Source organism: Arthrobacter arnarulunnguaqae, from assembly GCF_051262515.1.
Lineage (GTDB): Bacteria > Actinomycetota > Actinomycetes > Actinomycetales > Micrococcaceae > Arthrobacter_N.
The window spans coordinates 36,161-49,493 of sequence record NZ_JBIMER010000015.1; the positions used below are offsets into that span (position 1 = coordinate 36,161).

Consider the following 13,333-nt stretch of genomic DNA (forward strand, 5'->3'; position numbering starts at 1 on the left):
AGGCCGGCAACAGAGCGGAACCGGCACCGACTAGCGCGAACGCAGAAAGGGAACCAGGTGTTCGAGAACCTCATGGGCAGGGTGGAGCGTCGCGGCGTGCGTGCGGCCCGGAAGCTCCACGAAGCGCGCGTTGGGCATCACGGACGAGGCGTACCGGGAATCGGCAAGCCGCTCGGGGTCGCGCGTGCCGGCCAGGAGCAGGGCGGGGAGGGCCAGCTGGTGGAGCAGCGAATCGGACAATCCGGGCGCGGCCTCCGTCGCCTCGAAATAGGCGGCCAGCGCGAGGGGATCGTTGGCCAGGAACGCCGCCCGCGTTGCCGGATCGATCACCCGCCCGGCGGCTTCCATCCCGTCGACGAATCCCGGCATGCCGTCCTCGCGCAACGCCTCGGCATAGCCGTCGAAAAACACCTTGGCCAGCTGTCCGGCCTGCGGGCGGTGCGTGCCGCCCAGCGTGGCCAGCCGTTCCACGCGGTCGGGGGCGGAGACGGCCAGGGCGAACGCCACCCGCGCGCCGAACGAATAGCCGACGATGCCCGCGCGTCCGATCCCCTCGGCGTCCAACACGGCGAGCACGTCCCCCGCGACGAGCGGCATCGCGTACGAGCCGGCGTCGTGCGGTTTGCCGCTGCGGCCGTGCCCGCGCGCATCGATGCGCACCACCGTATGCTCGCCGGACAGCGCGGCGACGTACCCCAACCCGCGCCAGATGGCGCGCGAGAGAGCCGAACCATGCAACAGCACGACGGCGGGGCCCTCGCCGGAGACGTCGTAGGCGATCCGGGTTCCGTCGACCGCGTTCAGCGCATCTGCCATCCGCCCAGACTACCGACCGCGCCGGCGACCGCCGGGCACCGCGGAGAATCCCTGCAGCCATCACCACCGGAGGAAACACCATGACCGACACCACCCCCGTGATCCTTGCGGGCGCGCGCACCCCGTTCGGCAAGTTCCGCGGGGGACTCTCCCCGTTGTCCGCGACCGAACTGGGCAGCCATGCGATCCGGCACGCCTTGGAGCGGGCCGGCGTCCCCCCGGAGCGGATCGGCCATGTGATCGTGGGCCAGGTGGTCCTCGCGGGTTCGGGACAGGGCCCGGCCCGGCAGGCGGCCCTCGGGGCCGGCATCGGGTGGGACGTGCCGACCGTGACGATCAACAAGTTGTGCCTTTCGGGCCTCACGGCCGTCATCGATGCCGCGCGCATGATCCGTGCAGGGGAGGCCGATTTCATCGTCGCCGCCGGACAGGAATCGATGACCAACGCGCCGCACCTGGTCAAGGGTGTCCGGGCGGGGCTGGCGCTCGGAGACTCCGCTTTGGTCGATTCGCTGAACCACGACGGCCTGCAGGATCCCGTCTCCGGCGAGCTGATGGGCGGGGCGACCGACCGCGGCAACATCGATCGTGGGATCGGGCGGGCGGAGCAGGACGAGGTGGCCGCGCGATCGCACCAGCGCGCCACCGCGGCGCGGGACCTGCTCGCGCAGGAGATCGCCCCCATCGAGGTGCCGCAGGGCCGCGGCGCACCGGTGTTGCTCGGCAGCGACGAAGGCATCCGGGAGGGCACGACGCCGGAGGGGCTCGCGGCGCTGCGACCGGCGTTCTCGCGGGACCCGAACGCGACGATCACGGCGGGTTCGAGTTCCCCGCTCTCCGACGGCGCGGCCGCCGTCGTGGTCTCCAGCAAGGCCGCCGCCATCGAGGCCGGCCTGGACTGGCTCTGCGAGATCGGCGCACACGGACAGACCGCGGGACCGGACGGCCAGCTGCACTCCCAACCCAGCGACGCCATCCTGGCCGCCCTGGCCAAGGAGGGTCTGGCGCCTGGCGACGTGGATCTGCTGGAGATCAACGAGGCCTTCGCTTCCGTCGTGCTGCAATCGGCCAAGGACCTGGGTTTGAATCCGGTGGTTTTCAACCGCGAGGGCGGGGCGATCGCGCTGGGCCACCCCGTGGGTGCGTCCGGAGCGCGGTTGGCGCTTCACCAGGCGCTGGCGCTTAAGCGGCTCGGGTCCGGCGTCGGCGTCGTGGCGTTGTGCGGCGGCGGCGGGCAGGGCGACGCGCTGGTTCTCAGGGCCTAAAAGGACGCGCCAGTTGGGCTGTTGGCAGGCCGTGTGACTCGTGTCATCCCTTGTGGCAGCCGGATTCACACGGCGTTCAGACCCATTTCTCAGGCAATGCCAAGCTTGGCTTCCTATAGTTGAAGTCACCTCATGAAGGTGCGAGTGATGAAGAGCACCGACCGGAGCAACGGCTATCCCCCCAACTGCCGTCCGGTCGGTGCTCGCCCTTCTTAATGGCCCATGGCACTCCGCTTGCCCTAGCCCTCGACAGGCACGCCCACCGGCGGGAGACTGGTCCCAGTAGATTCGTCCAATCCAGAAGGAGCCACCGTGAACCCATCAATCGAGGAAACCCCGGCAGAGGATCTTCCGACGCCCCCGCAGATCAAGCCCGGTGAGGGAAAACCCGATGCGGCGAAGACGGACGCGGAGAAGCTCGCCGGCGAAACGGCGACGATGAAGCACGACCATGACGAGGTGTTGGTGGAGGAGTGGGAAGACGAATCGTTCCCGGCCTCCGATCCGCCGTCGAACTACTGACTTCCTCGCCTCACATGAGGCTCCGACCCGGCGCACAGCGGACTCCAAGAAACAGTCCCTAGGCTGAAACCACCTTCTCAAGGTGCGAGTGATGCAAGTGATCAGAAGCACCGGTTGTAGCGGCTTTCCAGCCTCCTTGTCCGCTACGGCCGGTGCTTCTTTCGTTAAACCCCAGACGCCAGAGGTCACATTGTCACCGGTCCGCCTAAAATGTCCCCAGTGACCGGTATTGTCCGGTGATCATTGGACCTTATCGTTGGGGGCAACGCCATGGGAATCTTCAGTGCCGTTTCGGGCGCGGCGGTCGGCAGCAAGGTGGCCGGCGTCGCCGTCGCCGCCCTGGTGCTCGGCGCCGCAGCCGGCGGTGTCGCTTTGGCGTCGTCGCGGGACCAGGACCGGGCCACCGTGGTGCGCGTCATCGACGGAGATACCCTCGTGGCGTCGGTGGACGGCACGGAGCAGACCGTCAGGCTGCTCAACGTGGACACCCCCGAAACCAAACATCCCAACAAACCGGTGGAATGCTTGGGTCCGGAGGCCACCGCATACCTCCAGAAGCGGCTCCCTGTCGGGACCTCCGTCACCTTGGAATACGATCGGGAGCGGCTGGACCGTTATGGCCGGACCCTCGCCGGGGTGTTCGAATCGAACTCTTTGGTCAATGCCGACATCGCAGCCGAGGGATTGGGCGTTGCCGTGCTCTTCGAGCCGAACCGCCGGTTCTTCGACGATGTCCTGGAGGCGCAACAGACCGCCACAGCGCGGCCCGTGGGCTTCAACGACCCCGCGGTTCCCTGTACGTTGCCCGGACAGGTCGCGAGCGCCGTCGCACCGCTTGAGGCCCTCGCGGCGGAGTCCCCGGTCTCCATCGCCGAGGCGGCGGCCAGCGTTGCGACTGGCGTCGCTGCCCTCGCCGCCGCGGATGCGGCTTTGAAATCGGCACGGTCGGCCGCCAACCTCGGAGGGACCGCCATGCGGTCCGCTTACGCACCGGCTCAGGTCGCGGCGCATTCCGCCGTGCTGGCCGGGGCCATCACCGCCGGAGCGGGCGAGCTGAGGCGCCTGGAGGGCGTCGTTTCCCGGCTCGAGGCCGCCGAGGCACGCGCCGCGGCCGAGGCGAAGCGCAAGGAAGAAATCGCCAAGAAGAAGGCGGCGGCCAAGAAAGCGGCAGCCGAGAAAGCCGCGGCGGCCGAGAAGGCGGCCAAGGCAGCCGCCGCCAAGGAAGCGGACCGGCAGGCGAAGGCGGCCGCCGCGAGGGCAGACGCCGCCCGCCGGGCCGAGGCCGAGGCATCGCGGGAGGCCGCCCGTCGCGCCGCCGCCGAGGCCGCGCGCCAGGACGCCCAACGCAGCGTCCCCGCTCCGGCGAGGAAGCCTGCGTACACCCCGCCTCCGGCGTCGAACCCGTATGCCGGCTATACGGGCCCGCGCTGCTACGCCCCCGGCGGAAAGTCGTGGAAGCCCTGCGGGTAGCCGCAAACTCCGACGGGGATCGACGTAGCATGGCTGGGAACCCGCCATCCACCCTTCAGGAGGCCCCCATGGCTGACGACGCCCATTTCCCCCGCGTTCCCGAATCCCACCGCCCCTACGTCGCCGCGGAAAACCGCTACGACCACTTCGGCTACCGCCGGGTCGGCAACTCCGGCCTCCTGTTGCCGCCCGTCAGCCTCGGCCTGTGGTGGAACTTCGGTGACAACCGGCCGTTCGACACCCAGCGTGAGGTGCTGCGCCACGCGTTCGACCGCGGCATCACCCACTTCGATCTGGCTAACAACTACGGCCCGCCGTACGGCTCGGCGGAGGAGAACTTCGGGCGCATGATGCGCACCGACTTCAAGCCATACCGGGACGAGCTCATCATTTCCTCCAAGGCCGGCTGGGACATGTGGCCGGGTCCCTACGGGAACAACGGCTCGCGGAAGTACATCACCGCCTCGGCCGATGCCTCCCTGCGGCGCATGGGGCTGGACTACGTCGACATCTTCTATTCCCACCGCCCCGACCCGGAGACGCCCATCGAGGAAACGGTGGACGCCCTGGACCGGCTCGTGCGCCAGGGCAAGGCCAACTACGTCGGCATCTCCTCCTACTCCCCCGAGCGCACCGTCGAGGCGGTCCGCGTGGCCCGAGAGCTCGGCACGCCGCTGGTCATCCACCAGCCCTCCTATTCCCTGCTCAACCGCTGGGTCGAGGACGGCCTGCTGGAAACGCTCGCCGCCCACGAGATGGGGTCGATCGCGTTCACGCCGCTGGCCCAGGGCCTCCTGACCAACAAGTACCTGGACAACAACGACGCCGTTCCCGCCGGCGGCCGCAACTCCCTGTCCGGCCTCAACGACGAAAACCTGCAAAAGGCCCGCGAGCTCGCCGCACTCGCCGCCGAGCGGGGTCAGTCCCTGGCGCAGCTCGCCATCTCCTGGCTGCTGCGCGACGGTGGCGTGACCTCGGTGCTGCTCGGCGCCTCCTCCACCGCCCAGCTGGACGAAAACCTCGGTGCGCTGGCGAACACCAGCTTCACGGACGAGGAGCTGCGCCGGATCGACGGCATCACCACGGACGTCGCCGAGGTCGACCTGTGGCGGGGCCAGTCGGAGCAGTAGCCCACCCCACCACCGGAAGTGGACATTTCCACGGGTATTAAACCGGCGGTAATGTCCACTTCCGGTGGCGGGGCTGGGGCTTGGCGACCCAGGCGGGTTGGTTCCACCTCAGGCTCGCGAGCCCGCCGCCCCGTGACCGAATTCACAATTGCAGCCATTCGGGACATGATGTGAGTATCCCGCGGTCGGCCATCCCTCCGCCGCGAGCAGCAACTGATAGGAGTCCGGCTGTGTCCACCACCGCCAATACGCCCGCCGAACCCGGCTACCGCGTCCTGAACCCCGCCACCGGCGAGGTCGTCGAATCGTTCCCCACCGCAACCGACGGCGAGATCGGCCGGGCCCTCGAATCGGCCGACCGGGCCTACCGCGATTGGCGGGACGTGCCGATGACGGACCGGGCCAAGGTGGTCTCCCGCATCGCCGAACTCTTCACGGAGCGCGCGGACGAGCTGGCCGCGATCATCACCGAGGAAATGGGCAAGCCGCTCTCCCAGTCCAAGGGCGAGGCCGAGTTCTGCACAGATATCTTCAACTACTTCGCCACGGAGGGCCCCACCCTCGCGGCGGACCAGCCGATCAAGACGTTCGCCGGCGGCCGTGCCGTCGTGCAAAGGCTCCCGGTCGGCCCGCTGCTCGGCATCATGCCGTGGAACTACCCCTACTACCAGGTGGCCCGCTTCGTCGCCCCGAACCTGATGCTGGGCAACACGATCATCCTCAAGCACGCCGAAACGTGCCCGCGCTCCGCTCTGGCGATCCAGAAGGTCATGGACGACGCCGGCCTGCCCGCCGGCGCGTACGTCAACGTCTTCGCGTCCCACGCGCAGATCGCGGACATCATCGCCGACCCGCGCATCCAGGGCGTCTCGCTGACGGGCTCGGAGCGCGCCGGCGCGATCATCGGGTCGCTGGCCGGCAAGAATCTGAAGAAGGCCGTGCTGGAACTCGGCGGATCCGATCCCTACGTGGTGCTCGACGCCGACGACGTCAAGGCCGCGGCCGCGATGGCGTGGGAGACGCGCATGGAAAACACCGGCCAGGCCTGCAACTCCAACAAGCGCATGATCGTCATGGAGGACATCTACGACGAGTTCGTCGCCGAGCTGACGTCCCTGGCCTCCGGCCTGCGCCCCGGCAACCCGGCCGACGACGAGGCGGGCACCTACGGGCCGCTGTCCTCCCGGTCCGCCGCGGAGGGCTTGTCCCGGCAGGTGGGAACCGCCGTCGAGCAGGGCGCAGTGCTCCACGCGGGAGGCGCGCTGTCCGACGGGCCCGACGCCTACCTCGCCCCGGCCGTGCTGACGGGCGTCACGAAGGAGATGCAGGCGTATTCGGAGGAGCTCTTCGGACCCGTCGCCGTCGTCTACAAGGTTTCCAGCGACGAAGAGGCGCTCCGGCTCGCCAACGACACGCCCTTCGGTCTCGGCGGCGCCGTCTTCAGCACCGACCCGGAGCGCGCCCGCAAGGTCGCCGAACGCCTGGACGTGGGCATGAGCAACGTCAACCTCCCGGCCGCGGAGGGCGCCGAAATGCCGTTCGGCGGCGTCAAGCGCTCGGGCTTCGGCCGCGAACTCGGCCCGCTGGGCATGGACGAATTCGTCAACAAGCGACTGCTCTACATCGCGGACTAGGCCCCCTGCGGGCCCGCACGCCGGCGGCGGGGGACGGCTTCCTTGGGGGCCGTCCCCCGGCCGCCCCCCTAGCCACCACCCCCCGGGATGCCGGCGGTGCGCCGCAAGGATCCCAGCCGCTTTCCGTCCGTGCCGAAGACGAGCATCCGGTCTCCGTCGATGGCCACCGCCTCGACGTTGGACAACCACGTGTCGACGCCCTCGCAGAACATTCGCGTGACCATCATCGGTCCCACCTCGATCCTCCCGCCGCCGGACTGGCGCCAGGGGCCGGCCATCTTGTTGCAGCCGTCGGACCCGGTGCACCGGGCGTCGTCGAAGGACAGCCACGGCCGTCCCCGCTCCCGTTGGCCCCATGTTCCGGTGGGATCGCCTGCCGTGTCTTCCATGGGGCCACAGTACGGCGCGGACGCGGCTAGCGCCCCTCCTACTCGAAGTGCCACGCCTCCGCGTAGAGGTACTTTTGCGTGTCCAGCGTCCGGTACGCGAGGTCGACGTCGATGCCCCGCGGCGCGCCGCCACGCCGCGTGCGTGGTCCTGGCCGGCCGCGACGCTGGCTAGAGTGGGAATACGCCGCAGAATGAGGAGTCACATGACGTTCCGTCCTTTCAGTAGCCGACGCCGTGGGGCCAGGAATGCCGCCCCGTCGACAGCGCCTGCCGCCCCCTTGCCCGCAAGGTTCGGTCCGCGCGACCGCGCCGCAGCGTTGTGGAGCGACAGCCTGGGCCGCAGTGCCACACGCTCCACGCAGGTGTTGGTGGTGTTGGTGCTCGCGGGCGCCACGATCTACGCGTTGCTACAGCTCAGCCTGGCCGTCCTGCCGCTGCTGATCGCCCTGATTCTGGTCAGCGCGCTCTGGCCGGTGGTGGCGCTCGCCCGCAGGGTGATGTCCCCCATGCTCGCCGCGTGGTCGGTCTTCCTGGGATCCCTGGTGGTCCTGGGCGGCATCGGCACCGGGATCGTCTTCGCCGTCCGTGCCGAATGGCCCACCCTGGTGGAGCAGGCTGTGGAAGGCTTCCACCAGCTTCAGGGCATGGTCGAGAACCTGCCCATCAACATCTCGCAAGAGCAGATCGACGAGGGAATCGCCGGGGCGACCGACTTCCTGACCTCCAGTCAGTTCGGGGCCGGCGCGCTGTCCGGGCTCTCCGCCGCCGGAAGCTTCCTCGCCGGGTTGGTCCTGCTCCTAGTCATCATGTTCTTCTTCCTCAAAGACGGCGACAGGATCTGGGCGTTCTTCCTCAGCTGGATCCCCGACCGCCACCAGGAGAACTGGAAGCGTTCCGGCACGCGGACCGTCGAGACACTGGGCGGGTACATCCGCGGAACCGCGACCATCGCCCTCGTGGACGCAGCCGGCATCGGCGTCGCGCTGTGGATCCTGCAGGTTCCGCTGGCCCTCCCGTTGGCCGTGATCGTCTTCATCACGTCCTTCATTCCGATGGTGGGCGCGACGTTCGCCGGAATCCTGGCGACCCTGGTGGCGCTCGTGGCAAACGGCCCCGTCGTCGCACTCATCGTCCTGGGCGTGGTGGTGCTGGTGAACCAGCTCGAGGGCAACTTCCTCCAGCCGGTGGTCATGGCACAGGCACTGAACCTGCACGCGCTCGTCGTCCTACTTGCCCTGACCGTCGGCACCGTCCTCGGGGGGCTGGTCGGCGCGGTGCTCGCCGTGCCGCTGACCGCCGTCGGATGGGCCGTCGTCAAGATCTGGACCGGCCGCGACGCGGAGCAGCAGGAAGAGCGGGAGCGCGAGGAGCGGGAACGCGGCGAAGCATGACCACCCACGCCGGGCACAGGGCCGCGAACCCCTCCAACGGGGCCGCTGGCGGACACATCCTCGAAGTCGGGTCGGTGAACCCGTTGGTTTCCGCGGTCTTGTCGGAGGAGTTCGATGCCCTGCGGCTGCCGGACGGAACCACCGAACGCGGCGAGTTCCTCGACCGCTATGCGGAGGGGATCGACGTCGTCGTATGTTCCGGACGCTTCGGCGTGGACACGGAGCTGATGCGTCGACTGACCGGCCTCAAGGCGATCGTAAACTTCGGTGTCGGGTACGACGCCACGGACGTCGCGCAGGCCCGGGAGCGCGGCATACGGGTCAGCAACACCCCGGACGTCCTGACGGACTGTGTCGCCGACACGGCGCTGGTCCTCTACCTCGATGTCTTGCGCCGCGTCTCCGCCGCAGACCGCTTCGTGCGGCGCGGCGATTGGGAGGGCACGGGCAGCTTCCCGCTGGCCGTGCGCGCCTCCCGCAAGCGGGTCGGCGTCCTCGGCCTCGGCCGCATCGGGTCTGCCATCGCCCGACGTCTCGACGGCTTCGGCTGCGAGATCCACTACCACAATCGCCGTTCCGTAGCGGGCTCGCCCTACGCCTACGCGGACTCGGTCGCCGGCCTGGCCGCCGCCGTCGACGTCCTCATCGTGGCCGCCGCCGGAGGCCCGGACTCGGCCGGTCTGGTCGGTGCCGACGCGCTCTCCGCGCTCGGCCCCGACGGCTACGTCGTCAACGTCGCCCGTGGCTCCGTCATCGACGAGGGCGCCCTGGTCGACGCCTTGGTCGAGGGCCGCATCGCGGGGGCCGGCCTCGACGTCTTCGCCGACGAACCCCGCGTTCCGCCGGCGCTGATGGCCCTCGACAACGTGGTCCTGCTGCCACACCTGGGAAGCGGCACCCACGAGACCCGGCGGGACATCGCCGAGCTGACATTGGAGAACCTGCGCTCCTACCTGCGCGACGGCAGCCTGGTCACGCCGATCGACTGACATGTCCCCCGCGAATCAGATGTTCACCTTGACATCCCCATCGGCGCGCAGCTTCTCCACGAGCTTCTGCGTCGCTTCGCCTTCCTTCTGCTGCACCACCTGCTGCTTAAGCTGCGGCTTCACTTCCTCGTACGCGGGCATCTTGGCGGCCTCTCCCGACTCCGCGGTCGGCTGCTGTTCCTGCTGCGCCTTCGCCTCGTCGTAGGCCGCCTTGAGTTCCTTTTCGCTGGCGGTGAACGTGCCGAGCTCCTTCTTGGTCACGGCCTCCACCTCAACCTGCTGCTTCAGTTGGGAATCGATCAGTTCCCGGTCCATGCCCTGCTTCTCAAGCGCGGCCAAGAACTCCTTGCCGCTCATCTGGTTGGACTTCGCGGCGGCGGACAGGGCCTCTGATACCTGCGCGTCCGTAGCCTTGATGTTTTCCTTGTGTGCCTGCTGCACGAGCAGTTCGGTGCCGACCATCGACTCGGCCGCGTTCTTCTTCAACTCGTCCTGGTCCACCTCCTGCCCACTCATCTGCGACTGCATGGCCGACTGCTGGAACTGGCTCTCGTAGACACGGCTGAACTCGTCCTTGCCGATGTCCTTACCGTTGACCGTGGCAACCACATCGGGAACACCGCTCAGATCCGGCGACGGCGCGGCCTGGTTCTGTCCGCCCTGCTCGGAGGACTCCTGCGCTGCCGACGATTCCGGAGCCGGCTCGCTCTCCCCGCCACATGCGGTGACCACGGATAGGGACCCCACGAGCGCCAGCGCGGCCAGCATCTTTTTCCTGTTCACGTTCCTACCTCCTGAAGACGACGAATCCCAGCGAGGCTAGCAATTGCTCCTGAACGGGAACTGGTCAGACCCTGACCCTCCTCTCGGTGACGCCGTCTGGGCGGGCCGTTGCTTCAACGTCGCACCCCTAGCCGTTGCGCCACGCCCCCGCGGCGCCTAGCGTTGCGCTCGACACCTAAGTAAGGAGCAGGGTAATGGTGGATGCCTGTGTAGCCGTGGCCCTCGCCACCGTGCGCGTCGGGGCGGTCGTTTCCACCGTCGAACCAGCCCAGGGCTGACCCGGCCGCCCCGGTGTTCGAGATCCCCAGCATCGTTTTCGCGGCCGCGGGCGCTGCCGTCTTCGCGGCGGCAATCCTGCCGCACCTCCTGAACCGGGCCCCAGTCTCCTTGCCGATGGTCTTCCTCGGCGCCGGCGCCCTGGTGTTCGGCCTCGTTGACGATCTACCGAATCCCGACCCGACGCAATACGGTGCCTTCACGACCCATCTCACCGAGGTGTGTGTCATCATCTCGCTCATGGGGGCCGGGCTCGCCCTCGACCGTCCGATCGGATGGCACCGCTGGGCCACCACGTGGCGCATGCTGGCCATCGCCATGCCCCTGTGCATCCTCGGGCTGGCCCTCGTGGGGCTGTGGGTGTTGGGCCTCGGCGTTGCCTCGGCGATTCTGGTCGCGGCCGCCCTGGCGCCAACCGATCCCGTGCTCGCGTCCGAGGTCCAGGTCGGCGAACCCGCGGACGACGACGAAGCGGACCAGGAGGACGAGATCCGTTTCGGTCTCACCTCGGAGGCCGGACTCAACGACGGCCTCGCGTTCCCCTTCGTCTACGTCGCCGTCGCGGTCAGCCTGGCGGGGGCCTCGCCCGAGGGCTGGTTCCCCGAGTGGATCGCCGTGGACGTCCTCTGGCGAATCGGCGTGGGCCTCCTGGCCGGCTTTGGCACGGGCAAGGTTTTGGCGGCGGTGTTCTTCTCGCGGCGGTTCCGGCGCATCCGGCTCGCGGAACACTCCGAGGGGTTCGTTGCCCTGGCCGCCACCTTCCTGGCCTACGGGGCGGCCGAAATGGTGGAGGGCTACGGCTTCATCGCGGTGTTCGTCTGCGCAGTGACGATCCGCGGCGCCGAACACACCCACGGGTACCACCGGGTGCTGCACAGCTACGTCGAACAACTTGAGCGCCTGTTGACGGTCATCATCCTGGTGCTGCTGGGCGGTGCGATTTCGCGTGGACTCTTGGCCGGCGTCGGCTGGCCGGAGGTGCTTGCCGCGTTGCTTTTCCTGGTCGTGCTGCGGCCGGCGGCCGGCTGGATCGCGCTGGCCCGGGGCGGCACCGGCCCCCGGGAACGGCTTGCCCTCGCTTTCTTCGGCATCCGCGGCATCGGCTCGCTGTACTACGTCGCCTACGCGCTCGACCAGGGTTCCTTCGGCCAGGAAACGGACCGCCTGTGGGCCTTCGTCGGCCTCGTCGTAGCCATGTCGATTGTGCTACACGGGATCACCACGGCGCCGGCGATGAACGCGATCGACAGGCACCGGCAGCGCCAGGCGCGCAGGAAGTTCGGCGACGAAGGGCAGGCTCCCAAGACCGCCGTCTAGGCCGGACCCGGGAACCCGCCCCCCGATCGCGCAGGGGAGGGATCGTCAGCCCTGGCGGGCCTTCATCCTGGGGTTCTTCTTGTTGATGACGAACGTGCGGCCGCGGCGTCGGACGACCTGCGCCCCCGGGATCTTCTTCAGCGCGCGCAGCGAATTGCGTACCTTCATGGGTTGCTCCTCTGTTGTGTGTGGGTCGGTTCTTCCAGTTGGAAGGGATCGGGGAACGAGGTGGCTTCGTCGCGCATCTCCGCTTCCGTCAGTTCGCAGGACGACATCAGCATCGCGACCTCGGCGGCGTCGATATCCTCGCCGGTGAGTGCCAGAACGGTTCCGCGGTCACCGAAGGCGGGATGCCCACCGGGCATCCACGGCCCGGTGTTCTCGAGCCACACGCGTGGCCCGATCCCCTGCAGCGCGATCCGGCAGCCGGGGGCCGAGGCCACCCAGAGCCGTCCGCGCAGCCAGCAGCAGCCTTCGGCCAGCGTGGCGAGTGCGTGGCGGAAGCGCTCGGGATGGAGTGGACGTTCGATCCTGTGCACAACGGTGGTGAACGGGGATGACGACTCCCGCGGGGCGCTCACGGATCCGGGGACCGCACGGGCGGTCGCCTCCGCGAGATGGTGGACGCCGATCCGCAAGTCTCCGTCCCTTTCTGTCACCTCGGCATGCGGAGCGAGTTCCCGCACCAGACTCGCGCCGCGGGCGCGCTCGGCCGGATCGACGGGGAGGAGCGCCGGATCGGCGAGGATCACCGTGTCGCTGAAGGAAAGCTCCCCCACCAGGAACTCGCCCGGGGTGCGGTCGTCGTCCTCCACCGGGGTGAAGCCGGATTCAAACAATGTGTGGTGGTCCCAGAGTTGGTCCTCCAAGGCGTCCGGTGCGCAGGCCAGAACCACCGAATCGATCAAGATGGCGTCGCCCAGGCCCCGCAGGAGCGCGTGCACGGCGGTGGCGGAAGCGACGGCCGGCGGTAGGCCGAGAACAATATGTTCCGCATCCATCAGGCTCGCGATGGTGGGGACGATATCGAGGCGGACCGTGCAACTCAGGCATCCGTGTTCCAGCGTCGAGGCCCGCCGGTCAACGCGCTGGCCGTCCCTGAACATCCGGCGAACCGCCACCCCGTCTTCGAGCAGGTCGTGGAAGACGACGACGGCGCCCGGCGCCTCGGCGGCCAGCGCGGCGCACGCCTCCTGCCGACTGAAAACGTCCAGGGAACTCACGACTGTCACATGCATGCCCACGAGCCTATATGAGAAAGGTTCTCATTTGCAAAGCGGTTTCGCGTCCTCTGGTCCCGGCCCCATCCGAATACAACGATTCGGCCCGGCCACTGGCATGATTCGCGCCA

General features: G+C 68.7%; 14 protein-coding genes. 8 read left to right on the plus strand and 6 right to left on the minus strand.

All coding sequences use genetic code 11. The features are described 5' to 3' along the window. Positions 1 to 30: 30 nt before the first annotated feature. Positions 31 to 816 carry an alpha/beta fold hydrolase gene (locus ACHAAJ_RS12535; RefSeq protein WP_435728532.1) on the minus strand — a complete coding sequence of 262 codons (786 nt, stop codon included), beginning with the start codon at positions 814 to 816 and terminating at the stop codon, positions 31 to 33. Positions 817 to 896: 80 nt separating this feature from the next. On the opposite strand from ACHAAJ_RS12535, the gene ACHAAJ_RS12540 reads away from it, so the two are divergent. The 5 genes from ACHAAJ_RS12540 to ACHAAJ_RS12560 all read left to right on the plus strand — a co-directional run bounded on the left by ACHAAJ_RS12540 (position 897) and on the right by ACHAAJ_RS12560 (position 6,837). Then, positions 897 to 2,081 carry an acetyl-CoA C-acyltransferase gene (locus ACHAAJ_RS12540; RefSeq protein ID WP_435728533.1) on the plus strand — a complete coding sequence of 395 codons (1,185 nt, stop codon included), beginning with the start codon at positions 897 to 899 and terminating at the stop codon, positions 2,079 to 2,081. Between the two features lie 312 nt (positions 2,082 to 2,393). Next, entirely contained in the window at positions 2,394 to 2,603 is a 210-nt protein-coding gene (locus tag ACHAAJ_RS12545; RefSeq protein WP_435728534.1) for a hypothetical protein, read from the plus strand. Positions 2,604 to 2,873: 270 nt separating this feature from the next. Next, positions 2,874 to 4,073, plus strand: coding sequence for a thermonuclease family protein (locus tag ACHAAJ_RS12550; RefSeq protein WP_435728535.1), 1,200 nt, complete (start codon positions 2,874 to 2,876; stop codon positions 4,071 to 4,073). 68 nt (positions 4,074 to 4,141) lie between these two features. Further along, positions 4,142 to 5,203 carry an aldo/keto reductase gene (locus ACHAAJ_RS12555; RefSeq protein WP_435728536.1) on the plus strand — a complete coding sequence of 354 codons (1,062 nt, stop codon included), beginning with the start codon at positions 4,142 to 4,144 and terminating at the stop codon, positions 5,201 to 5,203. A 230-nt stretch (positions 5,204 to 5,433) separates the two neighbouring features. Beyond that, positions 5,434 to 6,837, plus strand: coding sequence for an NAD-dependent succinate-semialdehyde dehydrogenase (locus ACHAAJ_RS12560; protein ID WP_435728537.1), 1,404 nt, complete (start codon positions 5,434 to 5,436; stop codon positions 6,835 to 6,837). Between the two features lie 68 nt (positions 6,838 to 6,905). Here the strand turns inward: ACHAAJ_RS12560 and ACHAAJ_RS12565 are convergent, their stop codons facing one another. Both ACHAAJ_RS12565 and ACHAAJ_RS12570 read right to left on the minus strand, forming a co-directional pair. Continuing rightward, positions 6,906 to 7,226 (minus strand): META domain-containing protein, encoded by a 321-nt coding sequence (locus ACHAAJ_RS12565; protein WP_435728538.1) that lies wholly within the window; start codon positions 7,224 to 7,226, stop codon positions 6,906 to 6,908. Positions 7,227 to 7,264: 38 nt separating this feature from the next. Beyond that, positions 7,265 to 7,429, minus strand: coding sequence for a hypothetical protein (locus ACHAAJ_RS12570; protein ID WP_435728539.1), 165 nt, complete (start codon positions 7,427 to 7,429; stop codon positions 7,265 to 7,267). Positions 7,430 to 7,504: 75 nt separating this feature from the next. Here ACHAAJ_RS12570 and ACHAAJ_RS12575 point away from each other — a divergent pair, with 75 nt between their 5' ends. Both ACHAAJ_RS12575 and ACHAAJ_RS12580 read left to right on the plus strand, forming a co-directional pair. Next, entirely contained in the window at positions 7,505 to 8,617 is a 1,113-nt protein-coding gene (locus ACHAAJ_RS12575; protein ID WP_435728540.1) for an AI-2E family transporter, read from the plus strand. Further along, positions 8,614 to 9,606, plus strand: a complete 993-nt coding sequence (locus ACHAAJ_RS12580) for a 2-hydroxyacid dehydrogenase (RefSeq protein WP_435728541.1) — start codon at positions 8,614 to 8,616, stop codon at positions 9,604 to 9,606. The genes ACHAAJ_RS12575 and ACHAAJ_RS12580 overlap by 4 nt, the downstream gene beginning before the upstream one ends. A 15-nt stretch (positions 9,607 to 9,621) precedes the next feature. On the opposite strand, the gene ACHAAJ_RS12585 is transcribed toward ACHAAJ_RS12580, so the two are convergent. Beyond that, the gene (locus ACHAAJ_RS12585) at positions 9,622 to 10,389 is read right to left on the minus strand and encodes a SurA N-terminal domain-containing protein (RefSeq protein WP_435728542.1); all 768 of its coding nucleotides are present in this window, start codon (positions 10,387 to 10,389) and stop codon (positions 9,622 to 9,624) included. Positions 10,390 to 10,680: 291 nt separating this feature from the next. Between ACHAAJ_RS12585 and ACHAAJ_RS12590 the strand changes: the two genes are divergently transcribed. Next, positions 10,681 to 11,982 (plus strand): cation:proton antiporter, encoded by a 1,302-nt coding sequence (locus ACHAAJ_RS12590; RefSeq protein ID WP_435728543.1) that lies wholly within the window; start codon positions 10,681 to 10,683, stop codon positions 11,980 to 11,982. 45 nt (positions 11,983 to 12,027) lie between these two features. Here ACHAAJ_RS12590 and ykgO read toward each other — a convergent pair whose 3' ends face one another. Then, positions 12,028 to 12,150: a type B 50S ribosomal protein L36 gene (gene ykgO / locus ACHAAJ_RS12595; RefSeq protein ID WP_133409460.1), complete on the minus strand. Its 123-nt coding sequence runs from the start codon at positions 12,148 to 12,150 to the stop codon at positions 12,028 to 12,030. Beyond that, complete coding sequence (locus tag ACHAAJ_RS12600; protein WP_435728544.1) at positions 12,147 to 13,220, minus strand: GTP-binding protein; 1,074 nt, start codon at positions 13,218 to 13,220, stop codon at positions 12,147 to 12,149. Before ACHAAJ_RS12600 ends, ykgO begins: the two co-directional genes overlap by 4 nt. Positions 13,221 to 13,333 lie beyond the last annotated feature (113 nt).

What these genes read in the sequence shown, in the direction of transcription:
- ACHAAJ_RS12535 (WP_435728532.1), bottom strand. Translation starts at nt 816, where the DNA reads ATGGCAGATGCGCTGAACGCGGTCGACGGAACCCGGATCGCCTACGAC.
- ACHAAJ_RS12540 (WP_435728533.1), top strand. Translation starts at nt 897, where the DNA reads ATGACCGACACCACCCCCGTGATCCTTGCGGGCGCGCGCACCCCGTTC.
- ACHAAJ_RS12550 (WP_435728535.1), top strand. Translation starts at nt 2,874, where the DNA reads ATGGGAATCTTCAGTGCCGTTTCGGGCGCGGCGGTCGGCAGCAAGGTG.
- ACHAAJ_RS12555 (WP_435728536.1), top strand. Translation starts at nt 4,142, where the DNA reads ATGGCTGACGACGCCCATTTCCCCCGCGTTCCCGAATCCCACCGCCCC.
- ACHAAJ_RS12565 (WP_435728538.1), bottom strand. Translation starts at nt 7,226, where the DNA reads ATGGAAGACACGGCAGGCGATCCCACCGGAACATGGGGCCAACGGGAG.
- ACHAAJ_RS12580 (WP_435728541.1), top strand. Translation starts at nt 8,614, where the DNA reads ATGACCACCCACGCCGGGCACAGGGCCGCGAACCCCTCCAACGGGGCC.
- ykgO (WP_133409460.1), bottom strand. Translation starts at nt 12,150, where the DNA reads ATGAAGGTACGCAATTCGCTGCGCGCGCTGAAGAAGATCCCGGGGGCG.
- ACHAAJ_RS12600 (WP_435728544.1), bottom strand. Translation starts at nt 13,220, where the DNA reads ATGCATGTGACAGTCGTGAGTTCCCTGGACGTTTTCAGTCGGCAGGAG.